The organism is Aliikangiella coralliicola, assembly GCF_007004725.1.
GTDB classification, from domain to species: domain Bacteria; phylum Pseudomonadota; class Gammaproteobacteria; order Enterobacterales; family Kangiellaceae; genus Aliikangiella; species Aliikangiella coralliicola.
This window is the reverse complement of sequence record NZ_ML660168.1, coordinates 139,422-160,891: the sequence shown is the minus strand read 5'-3', so window position 1 is coordinate 160,891 and position 21,470 is coordinate 139,422. Positions and strand designations below refer to the sequence as shown.

At 40.0% G+C, this 21,470-nt stretch carries 16 protein-coding genes and 1 pseudogene; 9 read left to right on the top strand and 8 right to left on the bottom strand.

The window, feature by feature from the left end; genetic code table 11:
• Positions 1–130: 130 nt before the first annotated feature.
• The 3 genes from FLL46_RS19770 to FLL46_RS19760 all read left to right on the top strand — a co-directional run bounded on the left by FLL46_RS19770 (position 131) and on the right by FLL46_RS19760 (position 4,146).
• Positions 131–1,051: a hypothetical protein gene (locus FLL46_RS19770; protein WP_142933083.1), complete on the top strand. Its 921-nt coding sequence runs from the start codon at positions 131–133 to the stop codon at positions 1,049–1,051.
• A gap of 214 nt (positions 1,052–1,265) precedes the next feature.
• Positions 1,266–2,540 carry a helix-turn-helix domain-containing protein gene (locus FLL46_RS19765; RefSeq protein WP_142933082.1) on the top strand — a complete coding sequence of 425 codons (1,275 nt, stop codon included), beginning with the start codon at positions 1,266–1,268 and terminating at the stop codon, positions 2,538–2,540.
• A 118-nt stretch (positions 2,541–2,658) separates the two neighbouring features.
• Positions 2,659–4,146, top strand: a complete 1,488-nt coding sequence (locus tag FLL46_RS19760) for an amidohydrolase family protein (protein WP_142933081.1) — start codon at positions 2,659–2,661, stop codon at positions 4,144–4,146.
• A gap of 160 nt (positions 4,147–4,306) precedes the next feature.
• Here the strand turns inward: FLL46_RS19760 and FLL46_RS19755 are convergent, their stop codons facing one another.
• Complete coding sequence (locus tag FLL46_RS19755) at positions 4,307–6,583, bottom strand: TonB-dependent receptor (RefSeq protein WP_142933080.1); 2,277 nt, start codon at positions 6,581–6,583, stop codon at positions 4,307–4,309.
• Positions 6,584–7,197: 614 nt separating this feature from the next.
• Between FLL46_RS19755 and FLL46_RS19750 the strand changes: the two genes are divergently transcribed.
• The 3 genes from FLL46_RS19750 to FLL46_RS19740 all read left to right on the top strand — a co-directional run bounded on the left by FLL46_RS19750 (position 7,198) and on the right by FLL46_RS19740 (position 9,627).
• Positions 7,198–7,854 (top strand): class I SAM-dependent methyltransferase, encoded by a 657-nt coding sequence (locus FLL46_RS19750; protein WP_142933079.1) that lies wholly within the window; start codon positions 7,198–7,200, stop codon positions 7,852–7,854.
• 227 nt (positions 7,855–8,081) lie between these two features.
• A complete protein-coding gene (gene aqpZ / locus FLL46_RS19745; RefSeq protein WP_142933078.1) occupies positions 8,082–8,783 on the top strand; it encodes an aquaporin Z in 702 nt (233 codons plus the stop codon).
• Between the two features lie 145 nt (positions 8,784–8,928).
• Positions 8,929–9,627 (top strand): DUF6090 family protein, encoded by a 699-nt coding sequence (locus FLL46_RS19740; RefSeq protein ID WP_142933077.1) that lies wholly within the window; start codon positions 8,929–8,931, stop codon positions 9,625–9,627.
• A gap of 72 nt (positions 9,628–9,699) precedes the next feature.
• Here the strand turns inward: FLL46_RS19740 and FLL46_RS19735 are convergent, their stop codons facing one another.
• The 3 genes from FLL46_RS19735 to FLL46_RS19725 are packed head-to-tail and all read right to left on the bottom strand — an operon-like array spanning position 9,700 to position 12,889.
• Entirely contained in the window at positions 9,700–10,563 is an 864-nt protein-coding gene (locus tag FLL46_RS19735) for a DsbA family protein (protein WP_142933076.1), read from the bottom strand.
• Entirely contained in the window at positions 10,563–11,774 is a 1,212-nt protein-coding gene (locus FLL46_RS19730) for a pyridoxal phosphate-dependent aminotransferase (RefSeq protein ID WP_210418765.1), read from the bottom strand. Before FLL46_RS19730 ends, FLL46_RS19735 begins: the two co-directional genes overlap by 1 nt.
• 26 nt (positions 11,775–11,800) lie before the next feature.
• Positions 11,801–12,889, bottom strand: coding sequence for an FAD-dependent monooxygenase (locus FLL46_RS19725; protein ID WP_142933075.1), 1,089 nt, complete (start codon positions 12,887–12,889; stop codon positions 11,801–11,803).
• Positions 12,890–13,068: 179 nt separating this feature from the next.
• On the opposite strand from FLL46_RS19725, the gene FLL46_RS19720 reads away from it, so the two are divergent.
• Positions 13,069–13,935: a LysR family transcriptional regulator gene (locus tag FLL46_RS19720; RefSeq protein ID WP_142933074.1), complete on the top strand. Its 867-nt coding sequence runs from the start codon at positions 13,069–13,071 to the stop codon at positions 13,933–13,935.
• Positions 13,936–14,145: 210 nt separating this feature from the next.
• Here FLL46_RS19720 and FLL46_RS19715 read toward each other — a convergent pair whose 3' ends face one another.
• From FLL46_RS19715 to FLL46_RS19700, 4 genes are all read right to left on the bottom strand, one after another.
• Positions 14,146–15,153, bottom strand: coding sequence for a nucleoid-associated protein (locus FLL46_RS19715; protein WP_142933073.1), 1,008 nt, complete (start codon positions 15,151–15,153; stop codon positions 14,146–14,148).
• 290 nt (positions 15,154–15,443) lie between these two features.
• On the bottom strand, positions 15,444–16,364 hold the full coding sequence (locus tag FLL46_RS19710) for an MOSC domain-containing protein (protein WP_142933072.1): 921 nt from the start codon (positions 16,362–16,364) through the stop codon (positions 15,444–15,446).
• Between the two features lie 32 nt (positions 16,365–16,396).
• The gene (locus FLL46_RS19705; RefSeq protein WP_142933071.1) at positions 16,397–17,716 is read right to left on the bottom strand and encodes an ABC transporter substrate-binding protein; all 1,320 of its coding nucleotides are present in this window, start codon (positions 17,714–17,716) and stop codon (positions 16,397–16,399) included.
• Positions 17,716–19,809 carry a TonB-dependent receptor plug domain-containing protein gene (locus FLL46_RS19700; RefSeq protein WP_142933070.1) on the bottom strand — a complete coding sequence of 698 codons (2,094 nt, stop codon included), beginning with the start codon at positions 19,807–19,809 and terminating at the stop codon, positions 17,716–17,718. The genes FLL46_RS19705 and FLL46_RS19700 overlap by 1 nt, the downstream gene beginning before the upstream one ends.
• A 205-nt stretch (positions 19,810–20,014) precedes the next feature.
• Here FLL46_RS19700 and FLL46_RS27450 point away from each other — a divergent pair.
• Together FLL46_RS27450 and rimK are read left to right on the top strand one after the other, a co-directional pair.
• Positions 20,015–20,425, top strand: a pseudogene (locus tag FLL46_RS27450) (ATP-dependent zinc protease family protein); the annotation flags it as partial.
• A gap of 84 nt (positions 20,426–20,509) precedes the next feature.
• On the top strand, positions 20,510–21,424 hold the full coding sequence (gene rimK / locus FLL46_RS27445) for a 30S ribosomal protein S6--L-glutamate ligase (protein ID WP_210418772.1): 915 nt from the start codon (positions 20,510–20,512) through the stop codon (positions 21,422–21,424).
• Positions 21,425–21,470: the final 46 nt, after the last annotated feature.

Sequence of the window (21,470 nt, the reverse complement as noted above, 5' to 3'; positions counted from 1 at the left end):
CTTATTAATGTTTAGCCAACGATACAATAGCGCTATTGCTTTGATTCATACTATCGTGGGCTTTTCGCTGATACTCATCGCAATATTTCATCTTAAAAATAATTTTCCAGCTTTAAAGCATCATTTAAAAGTGAAGTTATTTACAAAGCAGGCACCGACAAATCTTGCATTACCAGTTGCGATTGTTGTCACCAGTATACTTGCTGTAATGTCTTATTATCGATTGCCACCCATGGAGCTGCTTTATAAATGGGGTAACACACTGAGAGCTGGCGCAGAGGCTTCCGATAAAAACGAACTAGTGTATGCCGTTGTCGACAAAAGACAAGATTCACACACCGGCCCAACACTGACAATAGATTTACGTAAAGGGCGTTACTTTACCTGGCCACAATATGCTATATGGGTTGAGGATATAGAAGGTAATTTCATACAACCAATCTATGTTACGTCGAAGCTCGCAAAGAATAACTTTGTTAATAAAGTAACAAAAATAGATAGTAATATTGTTTTTGATTCACACGTCTTTTTATCGGGAGATGTTGATTTGTCAACCACATTTGAGTCTGGAGTCTTCCCTGAATCGAAAACTGAAAGAGCCAGACCAGAATCTCTACCGGTATTTTTGTACAAAAATATGTCAAGTACGAATGATGACAAGCTCATACCTGACGGTGACTCTGCGATTGCTGATGCATATACGGGAGCCACGATAAATCAAAGTATCTTGCTAACTTCAAATTTAAATACTCGGGTTAAGAATCGTTTCAAAATTCGATTAGAAATTAACACATCATTTGATTTTAACGAGTTCTACTCTAGTGATCGTTTTCCCAACGATCGGATCTATTCAGGTGATGGTTATAGCGCGCAACCTTCCCTCGTTTATGAAGCAATCATTTCATTAGACGATACACAAAAATTATATGCAATGGAGTTAATTGGTAGGGGGCACCACTCAGGAAAAGATGGAAACATATATCCTGATTTAGAAAACATTACTACTGCTCGAGAGATTATTGACCGAGTTATTGTGGAAGTTAATAACTAATCTAACTAATTTGATGTTTTTACATGACTGTAAAAAACTGAGGAAAACAATGACACCATTTTTAAGCGTTTATTTTCTGGTGGCAATTACTTAGCTTCTTGAGAACATATTAATCAAATATGGTAGGTCTGAAAACTTTAATTTAGAATGCTACTAAATCAGGAAGGCTTACACCTTTTCTCTTGTTAAATGAATTAGTTTTGAGTGTTCAATAATGTCGTTAATTTCAATTGTATTGCTATTAGGTGGTTTTCATGGCTTTTACCTGAGCTACGCCCTTTATCAATGCAACGACCGAAAGAACAATGCTAATCTGATTTTGTCACTATTGATATTCACCTTATCTGTGTCATTGATCGAGGGGTTATTGGATGATAATGGATATTTGAGGTCTTTTCCGCACCTGGTTGGTATTACTGAACCACTTATTTTTTTGTATGCGCCTTTACTCTACTTGTATACGCGCCGGTTAACATCGGCTGATTATTTCAGAGCGAATATTGTTCATTTTTTTCCTGCAATATTGCTAGTTTTGATATGTCTGCCTTTCTATTTTTCCAGTGTGGAGATCAAGCAGGACTTTTTGTATTCGCCTAACATTCAGTCTGATATCGGTCAATTTTATGATGACTTATTCGAGTTCTGGGTTACTCCATTCGCCTATGTCATTGTCGGAATTTACCTGGCTTGTGTGTTAAAGCGATTACTTCGTCATAAAAAGTCTATCGCTGATCAATTTTCTTATTCAGAAAAGATTAATCTGAACTGGCTGTTTTTGATCACAGTTTCGTTAGTCGTACTTTACCTGTTATGGATATTTGATGAGGTAAAATTCATCTATATCGAAGCTTGTGAAGAAGGAATTATAAAGACTGGATGTGACCCTCTGGCTTTGCTTTGGGATCAACCGGTGAGGTTTGCCGAGGTTGGAATGGTCTTATCTATTTATCTCTTCAGTCTGTTAGGACTTAAGCAACCTGGTATATTTAATCGCCCTGTTGTTGAAAACAAAATCGAAGCTTTGCAGACTCCTGAGCAAGAACTATCCAATGCTGATGAAAAAATTGGTAGCGATTTATCCAAGAGCCCGAAAATTGAAATTTTGTCAGAAAAGTATAAAAACTCTGCCGTTGACCACGAACAAGCGAACGCCATTTTTGAGGAATTACAAAACTATGTTGCAAGCCAACAGCCATTTCTGGATTCAGCGTTGTCGCTTGATCAGCTGAGCAAAGCGACCGAAATTCCTCGTCATTACCTTTCCCAGGCGATTAATCAGTGTGCAGAGCAGAATTTTTTCGACTACATTAATCGTTTTAGAGTCGAAGAAGCTAAGCGCTTGTTACAGGCCGAATTAAACACCAGTGTTCTGGATATTTCCCTCGCCGCCGGATTTAAATCCCGTTCCGCTTTTTACAATGCCTTTAAGAAAAATACGGGGATAACGCCTAACCAGTTCCGTAAAAATATCCAGAATCCTTCACGATGATTTTTTCAATTCAATAAAGCTCGAAAATTTGTCCTGATTTGTCGGGAGGGACGACATTACCGGCGTTTCAGGGCAATTTAACCACGTTCAACTTCAACTGATTTTTAAGGAGCTAATAGTGGTTAATTTTTTTCGTTTCATTGTTTTAAGTATTTTCGGGGGAGCTGTATTATCAAGTTGTCACTCTGACAATCCTGACCCTATCATTAACGAACCTCTGCCTGTCGAAACATTCCAGGCGGGTAAAGCGCCGCCTGAATACCCCGCCAGCGTGGTATTCGATAATGTTAATGTGATTACCATGACAACCGAAGAAGACGATGTTGTGAGGAATAATCAGCGTGTTATCGTTGAAAATAGCGAAATTATTGAAATTGGTCCACAAGATAGCATTGCTATTCCAACAGAAGCCCTTGTCATTGATGCGCAAGGGGGTTATTTACTACCTGGTTTTATCGATTCTCACGTTCATTTTGAACACGATGGAAATTTAGAGGAGGTCGCATTACTTTTCACTGAACCAGCACAAATGTCGCTCTACTTGCAACAGGGGATCACCACTACGCGATCTTATTCTGGCACGCCCCGAAATATTGATTGGCGTGATAAAGTTTCTTCCGGTGACTGGCTCGGTACTCGAATTATTTCTAGCGGACCAATGCTAAATAATCCATTACTATTTGAGGAGTTGGGAATCGATATCGAAGAGTTAAGTGATGATTTTTTAGAAAATGTGTCTGTCGCAGTGCCTTCAGACCCCGATGCAGCTGTTCAGGAAGTCAATCGTCAAGTTCAGCTGGGCTATGACTACCTGAAAATATATGCTGGTGTAGAGGAAGCTATTTATATGGCTGCGGTTGGTGAAGCCAAAAGTAATGACTGGTTTATTGCAGGGCATATTCCAGAGGTTGAGTTGGAAACTGTGTTGAGAAATCACGATGAAATTGCGCATATCACTGAGCTGGTTGAGAGGTTTGAGGATCAAGACATGTCGTGGGAAGTTTATCAACAATGGCTTGTTGATATGATGGTATCAGAGCAGGTTTCAGTAGTATTTAATTGGTCGACTGATGAAGTTGTCATGGCGTTATCTGAGGGAGTCGATGTATTTCAAAATGACAGTTACCGGTTTATTCCTGAGCCAATTCTTGAACAGTGGCGAACTCAGATCGGTGAAGAATCAAGCTTAACCGAATTAGAACACGAGCGTTCATTAGCACTTGCAAAGTCGTTGATTGATGCAGGTGTAATAGTTTTAGCCGGCTCTGATACTTCCGATCCCGGTTCTATCCCGGAGTTTATACATCGTGAGCTAGAACTACTGGTTGAGGCTGGTGTTACTCCCTACCAGGCCCTGTTGACAACAACTCGCTTTGCCGCTGAGATGATTGAAAAAATCACCGGGGAAGATACCAGTTTTGGTGAAATTCGTGTAGGTCATAAAGCCGACCTGGTTTTATTGAGCAATAATCCGTTAACCGATATTTCAAATACCCGAGAACGACTTGGCGTAATGGTTAATGGTCACTGGTTTACCCAGGAGGATTTGGATGAGATGGCGAAAGAATTTCAAAAAATGCCGGTAGTTCCTTTGAAATTTCAGTAAAATAAAAGCATGTTACTTGCGTGATAAATGTTAAGTATCATCGTTAGGGGATGGGCTAGCCTAGCCTAGCCTTGGAGGATCTCCCGACTACGCTCAAGATGACAAGGTGTGGTTTCAAGAGATTTTGATATTGGAGCCGGAATTCAGATTCATTCTCTACTTAAAATCGACTTTGCAAATAAAAATTAACCTGGCGATCATTAATCTGATAATCAAACGGGAATGGCCCGGTTTTAACTAACCGGGCTTTTTCTTCGAACAGGTTTTTAACGTGTATACCGATATTTATATTTTCGTTGATTTGATAATTTGTTTTCAGGTCGAAAGTAATCCAGCTATCAACAGTCGTAGGTCGGTGGTCATCAAGGTTGTAATTTAAAGGCACCGTCACGCCTAAAGGCAAAACACCGCCGGGGTTGCCAATTTCATTATCTCTGCGTTCTACTTCTCCGTGATAGTGAGTTGTTAAAGCTAAATCAAATTTTCCAACCTGGTAGGTGAGGCCTGCATTAATTTTAACTCCCGGTTCCCATTTGAGATCATCAGCGTGTTGAGTAAACTCGGGTATTGGTACTGAATCTGGATCGGTTTCATCAATAAAAAATGCTAAAATAGTTTCGTCTAACCGCTCGGTATAAGAAATATTGGCAAACCAACTCATATTAGTAGAATTGCCGATAAACTCTAATTCTATTCCTGCGTTTTCGGTAGAATAAACATTGGTGCTCAAATTAAAGTTGACTGTTGAAAACGCAATTTGATTTTCGAATTTTGTCCAGAATAAATTTCCACGAAAAAGATGATTGTCATCTATGGATAGATTGGTTTCTAATTCGTAAGTGGTTAATAACTCAGGCTCTAACTCTCCAATATTGGACGCGAGAGAAAAAGTATGAGCGCCGGCCATTTCAGTCGGTGTCGGTGTGCGAAAAGCTTCTCCTGCTAAGAGTTTATAGGACAAGGTATCATCCACAACATACACCAATGCAAATTTAGGGCTGGCCCGGGAAAAGTCCCGATGTTTTCGAATGTTATTATCATTGATATCTTGATAGTGAACCGACAGCCTGTCCCAACGAACACCTAGCGTTAGAGATAGCTGATCGCTTATAAAAGCATTATTGGTGTATTGACCATAAACCGCTGTATTGATCACAGGTTCATCGATGATAAAGTGTAGCCAGGGTCCAAGTGGGTTATTCATGTTACCAGGAAATGGTTCCGCTAACGCCGAGTCGATATTAATGTTGCTAAAGTGTTCGTTGTCGCCATCATAACTAAATCTATCGCCCTCGATCCCTGCCAACCATACGACATTGCTATCGGGTTGAAAGTAAGTCCATTGAGTTCGAATAAAAATATCCTCGGCGTCTGTATCCAGATATTCCCACATACCCGTTGGGTAGAAATTTTCGAAAGCACCATTGGGATAATAACGCTGATTCCAGGTGATGTTATGTTTTTGGTATCGAAGCACGTATTCCTGTGAAACTTGATCAGAAATTTTACCAGAGTATTTGACTGACATAATATTACGATACTCATTCATTTCTTCATCCAGATCGGGTATCCAGAATACCCAACCATGGCCGGTATCAAAGTCCCATTCTTGATGGTGATACTGGATATTCCAATTATCATTGATCGATAGTTTGGCCCATAAGTAAGAATCTCTCCGTTTGTCTCGATTAAAAAATTGTTGTGAGCGCGGGCGGCCAGTTACTGGATCAGATAGTGTTGCCAGTCGATCAGAGCCGTCAAATGAAAGGTAACTATTTCCGTCTGTTTCATGAGTAGAAAACGCCATAATAAAATCATATGAGCCACTATTGATTCCACTCATGACTTCAACTCGACGAGTATTGCTGTCGCCGAAACTTATTTTTGCAAACGATTCGCCATGTAAATCTTCTGCGTTAAATGTATTCATTTGCACCACGCCATTGGTGGCGTTAGAACCATAAAGCGCCGAGCCTGGGCCTCGAATAACTTCAAGAGTATTGGTTGTAAAAAGCGGCATTAACCAGGTGTAAGCTGAGCCGTACAAGTTATCATTAAATGGTACACCATCAACAAGATGTAAAATGTGATTGTTACTCCAGCTGTCGAAGTTTCCTCTTGTAGCAACTGTTGGACGATCATAATCCTGTGAAGGCCCAAACCCCGGTTGAGAGTAAAGAACATCATTAATAACTGTCCAGCCATATTGATGAATTTGTTCGTTTTTGAACACGCTAATGACGCTGGAAGCTTCTGATATTTTTTGTGAAAACTTTGAGGCGGCAGTAACTTTCAAACTTAGTAGATCTTTGAGGCTAAGATCTAATATATCTGAATAGTTTTCGTCCTCTTCATCATTTGCTAAAGCTGTTATTGAAAACACAGAGCCTGCCAGAGCTATCAGAATTGAATGCCTAATATTCTTAATAAACGCCATCAGGTTTCTCTTCAGTACTGCTTAATGCAATAACAAGAATCAGTCGGGGATAGATTAATTAAAGAACAAATTCCTGAAAAATAAAGGGGAAGTCAGTGAAAATTTGATTAGTTTGGCCTTATCGAATTGACGAGACCGTGTCTTTAATCGTTTCTGTTTGCGAATGAGCTTCGGTTCTGAGAGAATTTACACAGGGAATTCAATAGCTTGGTGGCGTTCCACTTTTAAACAGGTAAGATAAACCACTTAAAATCTTTTAACGTGCTCAGTTGATCGTTTAACTTACTTTTTATTGATAAATTCAGTCAAACTTATTGTTCAAATTAATTACCGACATTTTAAGCCTGATAAGATAATATAGAACTGAATTGGATAACATAGAACTGAATTGTGAGCCTGCTTATTCTGACTAGTCTCGAATTGATAATCATAATCGTTTGAGGAGTAAATAGTGTACAGTCAGCTCAATTTCTTATTAGCTGATAAAATTGTCAATATGAAAACAGTTTTGAGTTTATATAACCTGTGCTTTTATTTTTAGCCAATAGAGCACAAACCTCTAGCGATTATGTTCAGAGAAAAACTACCGATAGAATTTAATAAAAGAATTATTCATGTACCACTCTAAAGTCGTTACTAGCAATCAAAATGGCGTTCATGAACAATTACAAAGAGTTGTTCTTCGTCACATCAATTCCGATTATCGGAAACCTTATCAAGCGCATAATCTTAGAGCTTTTGAGCTATTGCAATTAAGGCTAGCACAAAGTAACTATGATGCGCTCATGATGGATTCTTGTTGTGGAACAGCGATGAGTAGTATAACGCTTGCTCAAAATAATCCTGGCGCTTTGATTGTCGGTATTGATCAATCTTACCATCGTTTAAATAAGCAAGGTGTAGAAAATGATACACCGGAAAATTGTTTATTATTGCGAGCGAATTGTGAAGATATCTGGCGGCTTTGTATCGAGAATCATATTTATTTCGACAAGCACTTTATTCTTTATCCTAACCCCTGGCCAAAAATGGTACATTTGCAAAGGCGCTGGCATGGTCATTCTGTATTTCCATACTTAGATCGACTCGCAAAAAATCACACACTGAAAAGTAATTGGAAAATTTACCTTGAAGAGTTTGCCATCGCATGGGAGTTACTAACGCAAAATCGCTTCAAAGTTGATGCTATTGATATTGGCGAGCCTCTCACATTATTTGAGAAAAAATATTCTCAGAGCAATCAGACAATTTATCAATTGGTCGTGAGTTAGTCGCTTTACGGTTGCGCCATTTTATTTCATTCACTTTCTGTGTTTTAAGTCAAAATTATTTACCCTAAAAAATGCATCCCCTGCTTAGTTATTAAACTTCTTATAAAGCAATAAAAATTCAAAATAATACGAATTGCTCTTTCGGTGACTATACTAGAGTTTATTGAGTAAAAATTAAAATTTCTTACCGATAACAAATGAAACGAAATGAGATCAAGGAGATAAAAATGACTTTAGCAAAAAAGGTAACCGCGGAGTTTATTGGAACATTCTGGTTGGTATTGGGCGGATGTGGTAGTGCGGTTCTTGCTGCTGCATTTCCACAGGTGGGCATTGGCTTACTTGGCGTTTCTTTAGCATTTGGATTAACTGTATTGACCATGGCTTATGCAATTGGACATATTTCTGGTTGCCATCTCAATCCTGCTGTGTCTTTTGGGCTATGGGCGGGAGGACGATTTTCTGCATCAGAACTTGCTCCTTATATTATTGCCCAGGTATTCGGAGGAATTGCAGGGGCTGCTGTGCTTTTTGTTATTGCAAGTGGTCAGGCCGGATTCGATGCTTCAGCAGGATTTGCGTCCAATGGTTTCGCTGAACACTCTCCTGGCGGTTATAGCATGACTGCTGCATTTGCTACTGAGATTGTGATGACCTTGATGTTTCTGATAATCATATTAGGTGCAACGGATAAACGTGCACCAGAAGGATTCGCACCAATTGCAATTGGGCTTGGTTTAACCTTGATTCATCTGATTAGCATTCCTGTGACTAATACATCAGTAAATCCCGCGCGTAGTTCAGGGGTGGCCATTTTCCAGGGAGATTGGGCGCTTGCACAGCTATGGCTATTTTGGGTGGCACCTATTTTAGGAGCCGTTGTCGCGGGTGTGATTTATCGCTGGTTTGAAACTGATAACGAAAAGTGAAAAATACTGGTTAATAATTGTTATGTGAGTCATCCGTGCTTCAAGTTAGTTGTATTGTTGAGCCCGTTGACTCATAAAAACGGTATTTGCTTGAGCCGGGTTATTTTGAGATGATAGTCACTAAAAACGAAAATATAGTGACCTTATGAAAAAAATAATAAACGGCAAACGCATAACTGATTTTGTCACGGAGTTTTTGTTAATTGTTGTAGGAATTCTGGTCGCCTTACAAATTGAAAACTGGAATGATGAAAGGAAGTCACAGTCTTTCAAAAACAAAACCTTGAGCCAGATTAAATCTGCGTTAAAGCGAGATGTGGAGCATTTTAATAACCGAATTAGGCGACTGGAATCTATTTCTGAGTCTGTTGGGTTGATAGCAGAGCACTTAGAGAAAGAACTCCCGGAATCGGATATATTTGCCTCAGAGTTTTCTAGAATATCATGGAGCCTGGTATTAGAAACTCGAACTGCTGCTTATGAGTCGTTAAAAAGTTCTGGTTTAGATGCGATAAAGAGTAGTGAGCTTAAAGTTAATCTTATTAACGTTTATGACTATATTTATCCTCGCCTCAATTGGTTTCTGGAAAATAAGTTCAACAAGTTTAATGACCTTTATGCGACCCCTTTTCTTTTCCGATACTTTTCGCTAGAAAAAGAAGCAGGTGACGAGAATCCTGTTTGGAATACGCAGCTTTATCAACAGCTACTGAATGACAAAAAAGCTCTGACACTTTTATACCGCAAGCAACGGCAAATACATGAACTTAAACTAGAAATTCAGCTTGCGCTAACGGAAATAGAAAAGCTGCTAAGCAGTATTGACAATGAAACTCAATTGTAAGGCAAAAAAAACGGGCTAAACAACAAGCCCGTGAATACCCAAGGAGGGAGGTCTAAACTGGTTAATTGATCGTTACTTTTCTTCTAAGTACCAAAATTCAGAATTAGCTAGAGACATTGGTTTATAGCCATTACGATTGAGTATTTTTCGCGTTGAAAACTCGCCCTTTTGTAAAACTTCGGTTGCCTCTCTTAATGTCCAGGTTCTAAATGAGCGAATTTTTTGTTCATCTGTCAGTGAGCGCTTCCTGATGTAATTAGTTTGTGCACTTAAAATTGCTTGCTCAAGGCTTTCATAGGTTTGAGAGCCGGTTAACTCAAGATTGGTATCACCTGAAAATATTAGGGACGGAAAAACTTTAGCACCAAGTTTCTCCATTTCCGCTCGTTCTTGTGCAAAGTGTTTTTTAATTTTTGCACTGTGAAGTAACTTGCAGAAAGCGCTACTTTTAATTCCGATACTTTCTGCGAGCCTTATCAATTCGAAATCTTTGGCGATGTTCTTGGCATAAAGAAATACCTGCTCCCGCATTCGTCTGACAAATGTGAGTTCCAATTCAGGGGCTAATGTGCGGACAGCTAATGCAGCCTTACACAAGATATATGAGTTTGAAATAGGATCTCTTTCCCAAACGCTGGCATCAATTGGTTGATGATAGTCCTTCGCAACTTCGTTCCAGTGTTTTACCACGTCTTGCGGTTCCGAAATATTGTTTCCTGGATCTCCAAAGTTTTCCCATCCCGGTAGCAAGCCACCGTGTATGTATCGGGTTGTTATTTCATAGTTGAGGATTAATCGACGCCAAGCTGGCTCAATTGCCCAACAGTGAGAACAAATTGGATCTGTCACAAAAACTACATCGGCCACTGAATTGTCGACTATCGATATTCCTCTTTGGCTTTCGAGTAACTGCTTCTCCATTTTAAAAAGTGCCATTAATTCTCCTTTTCCTTACTGACTGCTCTTTCAATTCGATTTAGTCCTTCGCTAAGTATTTCTTTGCTTGTTGCGAAGCTAATTCTGATATGACCTTTTGCTCCAGGGCCGAAAAAACGTTTGGTGCCGGGTACCACCGCAACTTTCTCGTTGAGAAGCTTCGCTGAAAAATCCTCAGCGGTGAATCCTGTCGCTTCAATATTTGGAAATAGTAAATAGGTTGCCTGGGGCTTCTCACACTGAATTCCAGGCATATTGTTTAGACGTGTTACTGCATAGTCACGCATTTCTGTTAGATGCTTGATAAACTCATCCACCCAATACCAACATTGAGTGAGTGCGGTAATCGCCGCTATTTGGGATAATACCGACGCTCCGCCGGCAGTTGTCAGCACGTTTGAAGTGTTAACGATTCGCTGATAAATATTGTCATCAGGCGCGATAATCGCACCGATTCTTAATCCTGCTAATCCAAAGTTCTTTGAAAAGCCGTAAACTGTGACAACTTTCTGACGCAAGTTAGATGCTAAATGGTGAAAGCTGAAAAACTGATTTTCTGGATAGATAATATCGGACCAAACTTCGTCATTCATAATCCATAGCTGGTGTTCATTGGCAAAACGGGCAATGTCTTCTATTTCTTGTGGACTTAGCAATTTTCCAAGCGGATTGTGTGGATTACAAACGCCGATCATTTTTGTTTTGCGACTGATTAATTTGGGTAGTAACTCCAGCATAAATCGACCCGAACTTTTATCGAAAGGGCAGCGGATTACTTTGGCTCCTGCACTGGTCACTGATTTTTCAAATAAAAAATCGACCGGATCAAAAATAATAGCCTCATCTCCGGCCGATAAAAAAGTACGGGCAACGGAGTACATTGCGCTGGCCGCACTATCGACTGGTAACAGGTTGTTGCACGAAATATCGTATGACTTTCGTTCCGATAACACGTTAGCTAATGCGTGTTTGAATTGACTTAAACCGCCGTGAGGGCCGTAGGACAGAACACCATCCATCGCATATGATGCAATTGCATTTCGAACTTCGAGCGCAACTTGAAAGTCAGGGTCTGCGGCTGTTAAAGGTATTATTCCCGCATCAACTTCCGCCCATCGAAAATTATATGCTCGTTTTGCGAGCAAATCTAATGGCACATTGTGATGGGAAAACAGCGTTGACTGCATAGTGTAATTGATTACGTTGTCCATTTGTCTGCGCAAGTTACTTGGTTAAATTAAAAAGCAAAAGGAATTTTTTGGTCCGCTTGATGAGGACGTAAAAATTCATCTTGCAGTTTTATACCTTGGTCCAGGTATTGAGCGATAATTTTTTTTCGCGTCACGAAAAAACGATCAAGCGCTAAACTTAAATATTCAGATTGTGTGCTATATAAAATATTCGCTAGTTCAGTTGCGTCTTCAATCGCTGAGTTAACTCCTTGGCTAGTGAAAGGTAGAAGTGCATGGGCTGCGTCTCCAATCAAAATAACATTTTCTTTATGGAACCTTTCGATGGGGTTGAGGTAGCTACTTTGTGACAGGTGTGAATGATTAAAATTTGTTTCTCTAATTAACTGTGCTAAAGGCGCTGGCCATTTTTCAACGATATTTTTAGCAAAAATTCTTTTACCTTGTTCGCTTAATACAATGAAGTTATGTTTTGTCACATCAAATTGGATAAACCAGATTAATTTTTCTTTATCAACGGGAAGAATACCAACAGCTAATCCACCATCAAGAGATTTATATTTGGTAAATTTTTTATTGAGAGAAGCAACAAGAGCGGGATTCTCAACAATTGAAACTAGCTCTTTGACTTTTACCTGAGAACGAGACGACTCGGGAAAAATTTGTGTGCGTACAGCTGAGTGGGCTCCGTCGCAGCCAATAAATAAATCAGCATTCACACTAACGCCGTTATCGAACACGGCCGTTTTTGCTTTATTATTTTTGTCCCACTCAAAATGGGAAAAGTAATGATCGAAATGTAACCAGTCGTTGGGTATCTGAGATAACAGCGCGTCAATAAATGCCTTTCGTGTTACACCAAAACTAGCGCGAAGTGATTCTTGAATTAAGGGGCTGCCATTGTTGTCAAGAATTTGGCACTCTTCCAGTATAAATCCAAAGTTCTTAATCTTAGATTCTAACCCTAAATGAGATAGTGCCTTAACGCCATTTTCTAACATAATAAAACCAAGGCCGTCTCGACTTGACTGTAATTTTTTTTCGTAAATATCAACACGGCCTCCGAGCTTTTTATAAAATGCTGCAAGTGCTAAACCTGCTATCCCGCCACCGATAATTGCAATATTCTGTGTCATATCAGCTCCCCTCCCGTTACAATACAGTCACACAATAGATTTATTTTTTAGACGATAATGCTACTCTGTTAATCAAAAAAATTTAATGCTTAAATACGCAGAATAATTTTGCATTTATGCAGAACTGAAAAATTTTTTAAAAAATTAGAGATGAAATATATTTTTTAGGGATTTAAAAAATGGTAAAAGATCTAAACTGGAATGATTTAAAAGTCGTTTATCGTGTTGCAAGTTTTGGCTCGCTGGGGAAAGCTGCCGAACAGCTGAATATCAATTATACTACGGTGTTGCGTCATATTAATCGCTTAGAAAAAGCGTTAGGATGCAAAATGTTTATACGGCATCAGCGAGGTTATCAATTAACTGATTCAGGAAAACAATTACTTGTAGAGATGCCGGATATTGAAGTAAAACTTGACCAACTACAGTCAAAGCTTACAACTAAAAATAATAACGTAACCGGCACTTTAAAAATTACAACACTACCAGAATACTCTTCTTTTTTGCATCCGATACTAAAACGCAGTCAACAACTTTATCCTGAATTGAGAATTTTAGCTGACGTTAGCGACGAGATTGTACCGCTTGAAAGTGGTAGAGCGCACATTTCAATTCGCGCCGGTCATGCGCCGACCCAAGGTGATCTGGTCGCTAATAAAATTTGCGATCTAAATTTCTCTTACTATGCTTCTTCTTGTTATATCAGCCGTCGAGGGATCCCTGAAAATGAAGGTGAATTTAATTTGCATACTTGGGTAATGCCCAGCGGGAGAAAGCGACATATTTCTTTTATTAAAAACATTATTCCAAAAATTGATAGTCGTAATATTCACTACCAAAGTAATAATTTTTTTGATATACAGTCGGCAATAGAGCATGGTATTGGAATAGGACCTGTTGACGATAGAAAGGCAAAAAACGTCGAATGTTTGACTAAGATCACGCAAATAAAAAATTTTAATGATAGCGCCCTGTGGTTTGTATACCATCGCGACTTAAGAGAAGACGTTAAAATTAAAACGATGCTCAAACTTTTAAATAGCTGAACGAAAGAAATAATTATTTGCTTTATTAATAAAGCATCGCTAGTTAATAAAATAGTGAATATTTACGCGGATACTAATTGACAATTACTTTGCTGAGATTTTTTAAAAGTTGATACCATAGAATGTTAATTTTTTATGTCAATATCAAGAAGTGTTTTTTATTTTGAGGAAAAATAAAAAACACTTGGAGAGGACTTTTAAAAAATTGCTTTACTCATCCCGTTTCAGATACTTGGCTAGCTGTTGCTTTAGAGATTTGGGAACTAGCTTTAATGTTAGTTCTCCTGACTCAGGATTGTAAATAACATTTTCACCCATCATATCTGATGAAAAACTGATGCTCAGATCTTTCTCCCTACCATAAAAACGAACAAACTTTTTCAGGCTATTTCTATGGGCATAAATTTGTTCTTTGGGATCTTCCTGCTTGTCTTTTACAAAATCGGAGAAGTGTTCTGGCTCAGTTGAATTGAGTTCACCGGAAAGATCTTTCAAGTTAATCGGGTTGCCTTGCATATCTTGCTCAACGCAGTATTCGACAATTTTGTTTTTATATTGTTTGCTGTCTTGTGGAGTCAGGGTTTGGGCATACTCATCAACAATGGTTAGGAATTCATCAGTTTGTTGTTGCAAATTGACACTAGAGACAAATCCGCAGAACTGAAGGAAAGCATGAGATAAATCTTTATTGCCCCGGCTTGTAATTGTGACCAGGTATTGTTGCCAGTTTTCCACTTGCCATTGATTAAAGTCGAGTTTAAACACATAGTTCATTTTGCCTGCATCAATATATTCGAGATTATCAATGTCAAGATCAGAGTCGATAAACTGTGCTTCGGTGTGATTAATCCAGAAAAAATATAAATGTGACTCTTCTAGCAACTCTTCAACAGCGAATAATAGATGGCCGCTGAATCCATCTTTGGTTTCTTCGAGTGTTGATTTGAGATGTTCGGTAATCTTTTTGGTGACAGTGGTAAATCCCATTGATTCTGATTCATACTGTTTAAGCCACCCCGGAAGAGGGTTGTCACTTTGTTCGGGATCGAAGAGACCGTACTGACGTTGAGCGCTTCGCTGAAAACTTTGTTTTAGTTGAGTGAATAGAGAAACAATAGGTCCTTCCGGCGTATTTTCTGCATCCCGCAGTTTCAAGCTAATTTCTCCGCCTTCTGTAGGACGTTTCAAAGAATGGATAATACAGTGTTTGATTGACATATTGGCGTTCAAAAGTTTGGTAGTGATGTTAGACGATAGTGATGTTAGACAGTCCAACTTGAGTTATAGATAGTTAAATACACGCACACTAGAGCGGCAGTTACGGAAAACGCTGTATTTTATATTATTCAGTAGTGTTTAAGCCAGGGGATAATTGACTTCATTGATGAAATACTAAACACGCGGTTAAAATTTTCATTTTAAGCTCGGGCATCTTACTTTCTACTGATAGACCGAGCGTTATTATAGTATTGGAGGAAATCTGGGGGCGAGAATTCTCTGGACCGTGACTAGCTGAGAAGCTCAACTGAGTCTCCTTTGCGAATGATGCCGCGTGTTCGCGGTATCAAGTTCATTCCAATATAGACGCCACCAGGCCCACGGCGATACTGGCTTAAAGTTTTCAAGGGTTCTTTATCTTCCCTTTTTTCGCCGGTTGTGGGGTTAACGGTGGTTAATACGCAACGACTGCAACGCTTGACCGCATCAAATACGACTTCTCCAACGCGAATTTGTTTCCAGTCATCTTCGGCATAGGGGGCACAACCATCAATGACGATATTGGGACGAAAATTTTTCATGGAAACCAGTGTCGCAAGGCGGCTATTAAGATCGTTCAGGGAAGCATGACTGATAACTAACAAAGGAAAACCGTCGGCAAAACTGACGATATCACCGGGCTGAGAGTATTCAGGGGCAGTAACACGAGGTTTTTGATGATCATAATGAACCAGCCTGACCGACATATTTAAAAATTGCGAAAACCATTGATTAATTGTTTCATTTGCAACATGTCCATAACATTCCGTTTTCCACACTTCAACCTGGACTGATTCTGGCTGAAATATTGAGTTGGCAAAATCCGTATTATCTTTCAATTCAAACTCAATTTCAGGTAACCCAGGTGCGCTGATGGATAGACGCTGTTTTATCAGGCGGGTTTTTATCAGAGCCATCCTCGGATATTTCCGTTGACTGATAAATACACCCTCATCATCGACAAGCATTAAATTTCGATCGTAATCCAGACCCCATGGGGAAACATGACTCCGGTCTATTGAAATTCCGGTTGTCGACTTGATTGGATAAATTGAAATGTCAGTTAGCGTTAAATTCTGGTTTGGCATATTGGATTCGCTACTCATTGGCATTTTGCAAAGCGCTTCGCTTTGAAGCCTGGCTAATTTGACTGTTGTTGAATCTAAACTCAATTGTTAACCAAAGCAACACTGAGATAGAAATTTTAATATTCAGTTTTGTTTGGAACGACAGAGGCCGGTTCGGGAATATTAACGACGACTTGGCCGCTCACGATAAAATCTCCGAGCTGTGCATCTAACAGAAAAATATTGTAAACCACGTCTCCAAAAATGTCTCCGTTATTATCCCAGTCGGTATCTGAATAAGCCCCGCTATAATCGACATCTTGCCCTTGCCGAATTAATGACAGTGCTTGCCCAATGTCGCTAGGGCCCAGTTTGATTCCTGGTGGATTCATTACCGAGCGAAGACTATTGCGGATCTGCTCTCCATTGGGCGAGTCAGTATTATTATCATACCCAGCTTTTTCTATCGCAAGGGCTGTTATCATTGCATAGTCATAAGCAGTGACATTAAAGGTTTGTGGTTCCAAATTAAATTGAGCGATAAAGCTTTGCTTAAAAAATTGAAATTCAGTATTGTTTTCTAATCCAAATCCTGATGAAGCGCCACGGGCATTTTCAACCAAACTGAGGTCGACCAGGTTATTAACAAATTCTGGTTTACCAGCAATGGTGTCGGGGAATAGATAAAAGCCATTAAAATTTATCTGTACCGCGGCGTTAATTTGGTTGGCCGCAAATTCTGGCAGTAACATTGCGTTCATAATTACATCTGGTTGCTGGTCATAAATTGTTCCCAGGAACGGTGAAAAGTCAGTTAAAGTTGTGGACGGAATTTCGACTGTTTGAATAACCGAGCCGCCGAGTAGTTCAAAATTTTGTTGGAACTGTAATGCCAGATCACTACCGAAAATATCGTCCTCATTGATGACTATAACTGCTGTGGAGGCACCAGCGTTTGCAGCCAGTTCAGCTAAAACTCGACCTTGGTAAATGTCTGAAGGAGCTAGGCGAAACAAATAATCGTCGTCGATAAAATCGGTTATTGAAGGAGAGGTGGCTGACTCCGAAATAATCAGTTTTTTAAGAGGGCTGAGTGTTTCGGTGATACTGGTCGAACGCGAAGAACCAGATACCTGAATAACTTCGATACCCGCATTAACCATGTCCAACGCAAATTGAACTGAGTCGGTAACATTGCGTCGTATCGTGGTAACTGCGTTAAGTTCTTTGTTGAGGACTCCGCCGCTATCGTTAATTTGCTTAACCGCTAATAATATCGCATCTCTTCTTGAAGGTCTGGCAGCAATGCTGCCAATATTGATTGCGTCAGTCTTTATTTGATCGGCAACAACGTCAGGTTGAAGTGGTTGGTTTTGATTTGAATCACTTGAGCTACATGCGATTAGGTTGATCGTCAGGTAGCAAAATATAATGATAGTAAATATTTTCGTTTGCATTAAAATGCCCACTCAAAGGTCAATTGGTAACGTCTGCCCAGACTGGGAAAGTCAATCCCGCCAAAGCCGGGATTGACGTACCTGTTGTCGAATAAGTTGCGAACTTTAAACTGGATATTGGCATTTCCATGATTAAGCATCGAACCGAGATCTTTGCGCATAAACAAGCTGGAAACTTGATAGGCATCTAACTCGTAAAATTGCTGTGCAATGATAACGTTTTGAGAAGAGGCTGGACGTTCTGAGCCATACCGGTGTTCTAGCGAAACAACGGTTTGATATTTTTCGAAATTATAGCTAGTGCCTAAGTTAATCATTTCCTCAGGAAAAATTTCGCCGTTTTTTCGGTGCTCTAGTACAAACAGGTTGTTCGGATCGGGAGAAATTTCCATTTCATGAAAACTTAAATTAGCGTAAGCATTCCATTGGTTTTGATTAAATTTCAGCTCCAGTTCGAATCCTTTCGATTTACTTTCCGTGCTATTTTGGGCAAACAAGTTGGTAAAGTCAGTACGATAAGTCACCAGGTTATCAACTTCAGTTTGAAATATGGTCAAATTGGCGTACCAGTTTTCATCTGGTTTCCAATCCATAACCACTTCATAGGTTTTCGCTTTTTGTGGTCGAAGATTCTCGTTGCCAATAATGTCCCCAGCTTGTACCGCCTCTCGAAAAAGTAGTTCTGCCGATGGGGATTGGAATGAGTTACCTGCAAGAAATTTGAAAGTTAAGTTTTCTTGGTAGCGCCACACCAAACCAATTCGAGAAGAACTCTGCGAATTTATGATGGAATTATTGTCAAATCGATGACCAATTATTGAAGTTAAGGTTTCTGAAAATGGGAATTGCCACTGGGCATAGAACCCTGTGTTATCGATTGTTGTCGTCGCCGGTGGTGTTAATGAGGTGACTTGACCGGTGGCTCGTTCTACCCGGTAAAATGTTTCCAGATCGAAGTCTTCATCATTATGATCAAAGCCGAAAAGTGTTTGACCAAAACTTTCCCATTGGGTCACGAGTTCTGCTTGTGCCTCGATGGCGTCAAACCCACTCCTTCTTTTTAAAAAGAAATCATTGGCACCAATTTCTGTGCGATCATCGTCGCCGGTATCACCTCGATGAAAAAGAAATTTTGTGCGCAGTTGGTGTTGACTATTCATTTGAAATTCGTGAGTCAAACTGATTTGCTGGTTAATAATGTTAATGCGGTTGTAACCAATGTCACTTAAGGGATTTAAATCGGAAAATGCATTATCGCTATTAACAGTTTGACGCATGGCTTGCAAATTCATATTCGCGTCTTCAGAAAAGTCATACTGCCAGGTGAAAAAAAAGTTGGATGGTTTCGAGTTATCGTTTCGTGTGGTGGCATGTAAATTGTTATTGCCGTCATAAAACATTGCCGATTCGGGAGAAATTTGAGGGAGTTCTAGACCTGAACGATCTTTGGTGACAAAGGATAAGTCGAGTAAAAATTGATAGTTATCCCCTTTGCCAGTTGCTGATAAGTTGAGTTGATATTCTTGCTTGGCGAGTTGGTAATCTTGATAGCTGATGGAGCCTCTGTATTGCTCGAAATCAGGAGAGTCGGTTGTAACAATGTTCACGACTCCGAGGTAGGCGTTGGCACCATAAAGTGTCGAAGCTGGGCCGCGGATTATTTCGATTCGTTCAACAATAGCGAGAGAAAAAAGGCTATCGTCAATGAAATTTTGTCCGGACGAACGAAATGAAATAGGGTGGCCGTTGACCAATACTTTGATAATTCTGCTGGCCGCTCTTACTCCTGCATGGGAGCCGCGAACGCCAAAATCTGAATAGACCAGGTTATCAGTGCTGGCAAATCCTGCGACAGTTTGCAACGCTTCAGCGATTGTTTGATAGCCATAGCGAGCGATATCATTTTTGCTGATTACAGTGACCGATGCAGGCGCCGCGTCTATAAGAGAGTCGCTCTTAGTAACCGAATAAACTTTGATTTCCAACAGCTCTTTCAAGCTCAAACCAAGAATATCTTTGTTTTGCGGTTCAGCTAATGCTTGGCTTCCCACACAAAACAACAGTGGAGCGCCATACTGAAGTATTTTTTTCACGTATCTAAAGGACTTATAATAGGGACTCGCAATAATGTTCTAAACAGTATAGACCATGTCCGTCAGAGGTGGGAGAATCGTTGACCAAACGAATTTAATGGAGTAGAACACCTGTAACCTGAACAGGTTAATGTACATTGGAACAAATCCACAGAGGCCCAGTGCTATCTGCTCAGCATAAACACATTGATAATGAGAATGAAACATGCAACAAGAATATTCAAAAATAGTTGTTGGTAGTGAAGAATGGTGTGCTTTTCCAAAGCTTGGAATTCCGGCGATTAAAGCGCGCGTTGACTCTGGTGCGAAAACTTCTTCCTTACATGCGTTTAATATCCAGACTTTTAAAAAGGAAAGCGAAGCCTGGGTCAGTTTCGAAATTCATCCATTGCAGCAAAATAGACGTATTGTGGTGCGATGTGAAGCCAAAATTATCGATAGGCGAAGGGTAAAAAGCTCCAGCGGCACTTCTGAAAAACGTTTTGTCATTAAGACCATGTTGCGAAGCGGAGGAGAGCATTGGGAAGTTGAAGTGACTTTAACTAATCGAGACTCAATGGGTTATCGTATGCTATTAGGTCGGGAGGCGATGAAAGGCCGAGTATTGGTAGATCCTGATGAAAGTTTTTGCCTGGGAGAAGTAAGTGACACTGAACTTGAGGTTCATTATCCTTCTGAGCCCGGTGAAAACAGCGGAGGATTGAAAATAGGTTTGCTAGCAAGTAACCCGGACCTTTATAGCAATAAGCGAATTATTGAAGCCGCGCAACAACGCGGCCATCACATTGAGTTTTTCAATATTAAACAATGCTATATGAAGTTGGATGCAGTATCGCCTGAGGTCCATTATCGCGGTGGTAGAGTGTTAAATAATCTGGATGCTGTAATTACACGAATTCGCCCTAGCTTAACTTTTTACGGGTGTGCTTTAAGTCGCCAATTTGAAAGTATGGGGGTTTATGCTTGTAACCGGTCTGATGCAATTACCCAATCACGAGATAAACTTTATTCACTACAACTCATGTTAAAAAGTGGCATTAATATTCCAACTTCAGGGTTTGCTAATTCTCCAATTGATACTTCTGATTTGATTGATATGGTTGGTGGGGCTCCTTTAATCGTTAAGCTGTTGGAAGGTACTCAAGGTCGAGGTGTTGTTCTGGCCGAAACGCGTAAGGCCGGCGAAAGTGTAATCAATGCATTTAAATCGTTGAAAGCCAACCTGCTTGTGCAAGAGTTTATAAAAGAAGCTGACGGCAAGGACTTGCGTTGTTTTGTGATTGACGGCAAGGTAGTGGCGTCCATTCAACGAGAAGCTGCGCCAGGCGAGTTTAGAGCAAACATTCATCAAGGTGGCACTGCATCGGTCATTAAAATCACACCGGAAGAGAGAAAGCTGGCGACATTGGCTGCTAAAACTATGGGCTTGAAAATTGCCGGTGTCGATATAATTCGCTCCAAAAATGGCCCCTTGTTACTTGAAGTAAATTCTTCTCCCGGACTGGAAGGTATAGAAACCGCAACGGGTAAAGATATTGCCGGAATGATGATTGCCTCTATCGAGAAAAAACTCGGTTGGAAAAGAGAGTTGGCCACAGCACCAAAGCAAGTGTAATTTGAGTCAAGGGGCCGACAGTGATGAAAGACAACTGTGCCGGCTT

What these genes read in the sequence shown, in the direction of transcription:
- FLL46_RS19765 (WP_142933082.1), top strand. Translation starts at nt 1,266, where the DNA reads ATGTCGTTAATTTCAATTGTATTGCTATTAGGTGGTTTTCATGGCTTT.
- FLL46_RS19755 (WP_142933080.1), bottom strand. Translation starts at nt 6,583, where the DNA reads ATGGCGTTTATTAAGAATATTAGGCATTCAATTCTGATAGCTCTGGCA.
- FLL46_RS19750 (WP_142933079.1), top strand. Translation starts at nt 7,198, where the DNA reads ATGTACCACTCTAAAGTCGTTACTAGCAATCAAAATGGCGTTCATGAA.
- aqpZ (WP_142933078.1), top strand. Translation starts at nt 8,082, where the DNA reads ATGACTTTAGCAAAAAAGGTAACCGCGGAGTTTATTGGAACATTCTGG.
- FLL46_RS19740 (WP_142933077.1), top strand. Translation starts at nt 8,929, where the DNA reads ATGAAAAAAATAATAAACGGCAAACGCATAACTGATTTTGTCACGGAG.
- FLL46_RS19735 (WP_142933076.1), bottom strand. Translation starts at nt 10,563, where the DNA reads ATGGCACTTTTTAAAATGGAGAAGCAGTTACTCGAAAGCCAAAGAGGA.
- FLL46_RS19730 (WP_210418765.1), bottom strand. Translation starts at nt 11,774, where the DNA reads ATGGACAACGTAATCAATTACACTATGCAGTCAACGCTGTTTTCCCAT.
- FLL46_RS19725 (WP_142933075.1), bottom strand. Translation starts at nt 12,889, where the DNA reads ATGACACAGAATATTGCAATTATCGGTGGCGGGATAGCAGGTTTAGCA.
- FLL46_RS19720 (WP_142933074.1), top strand. Translation starts at nt 13,069, where the DNA reads ATGGTAAAAGATCTAAACTGGAATGATTTAAAAGTCGTTTATCGTGTT.
- FLL46_RS19715 (WP_142933073.1), bottom strand. Translation starts at nt 15,153, where the DNA reads ATGTCAATCAAACACTGTATTATCCATTCTTTGAAACGTCCTACAGAA.
- FLL46_RS19705 (WP_142933071.1), bottom strand. Translation starts at nt 17,716, where the DNA reads ATGCAAACGAAAATATTTACTATCATTATATTTTGCTACCTGACGATC.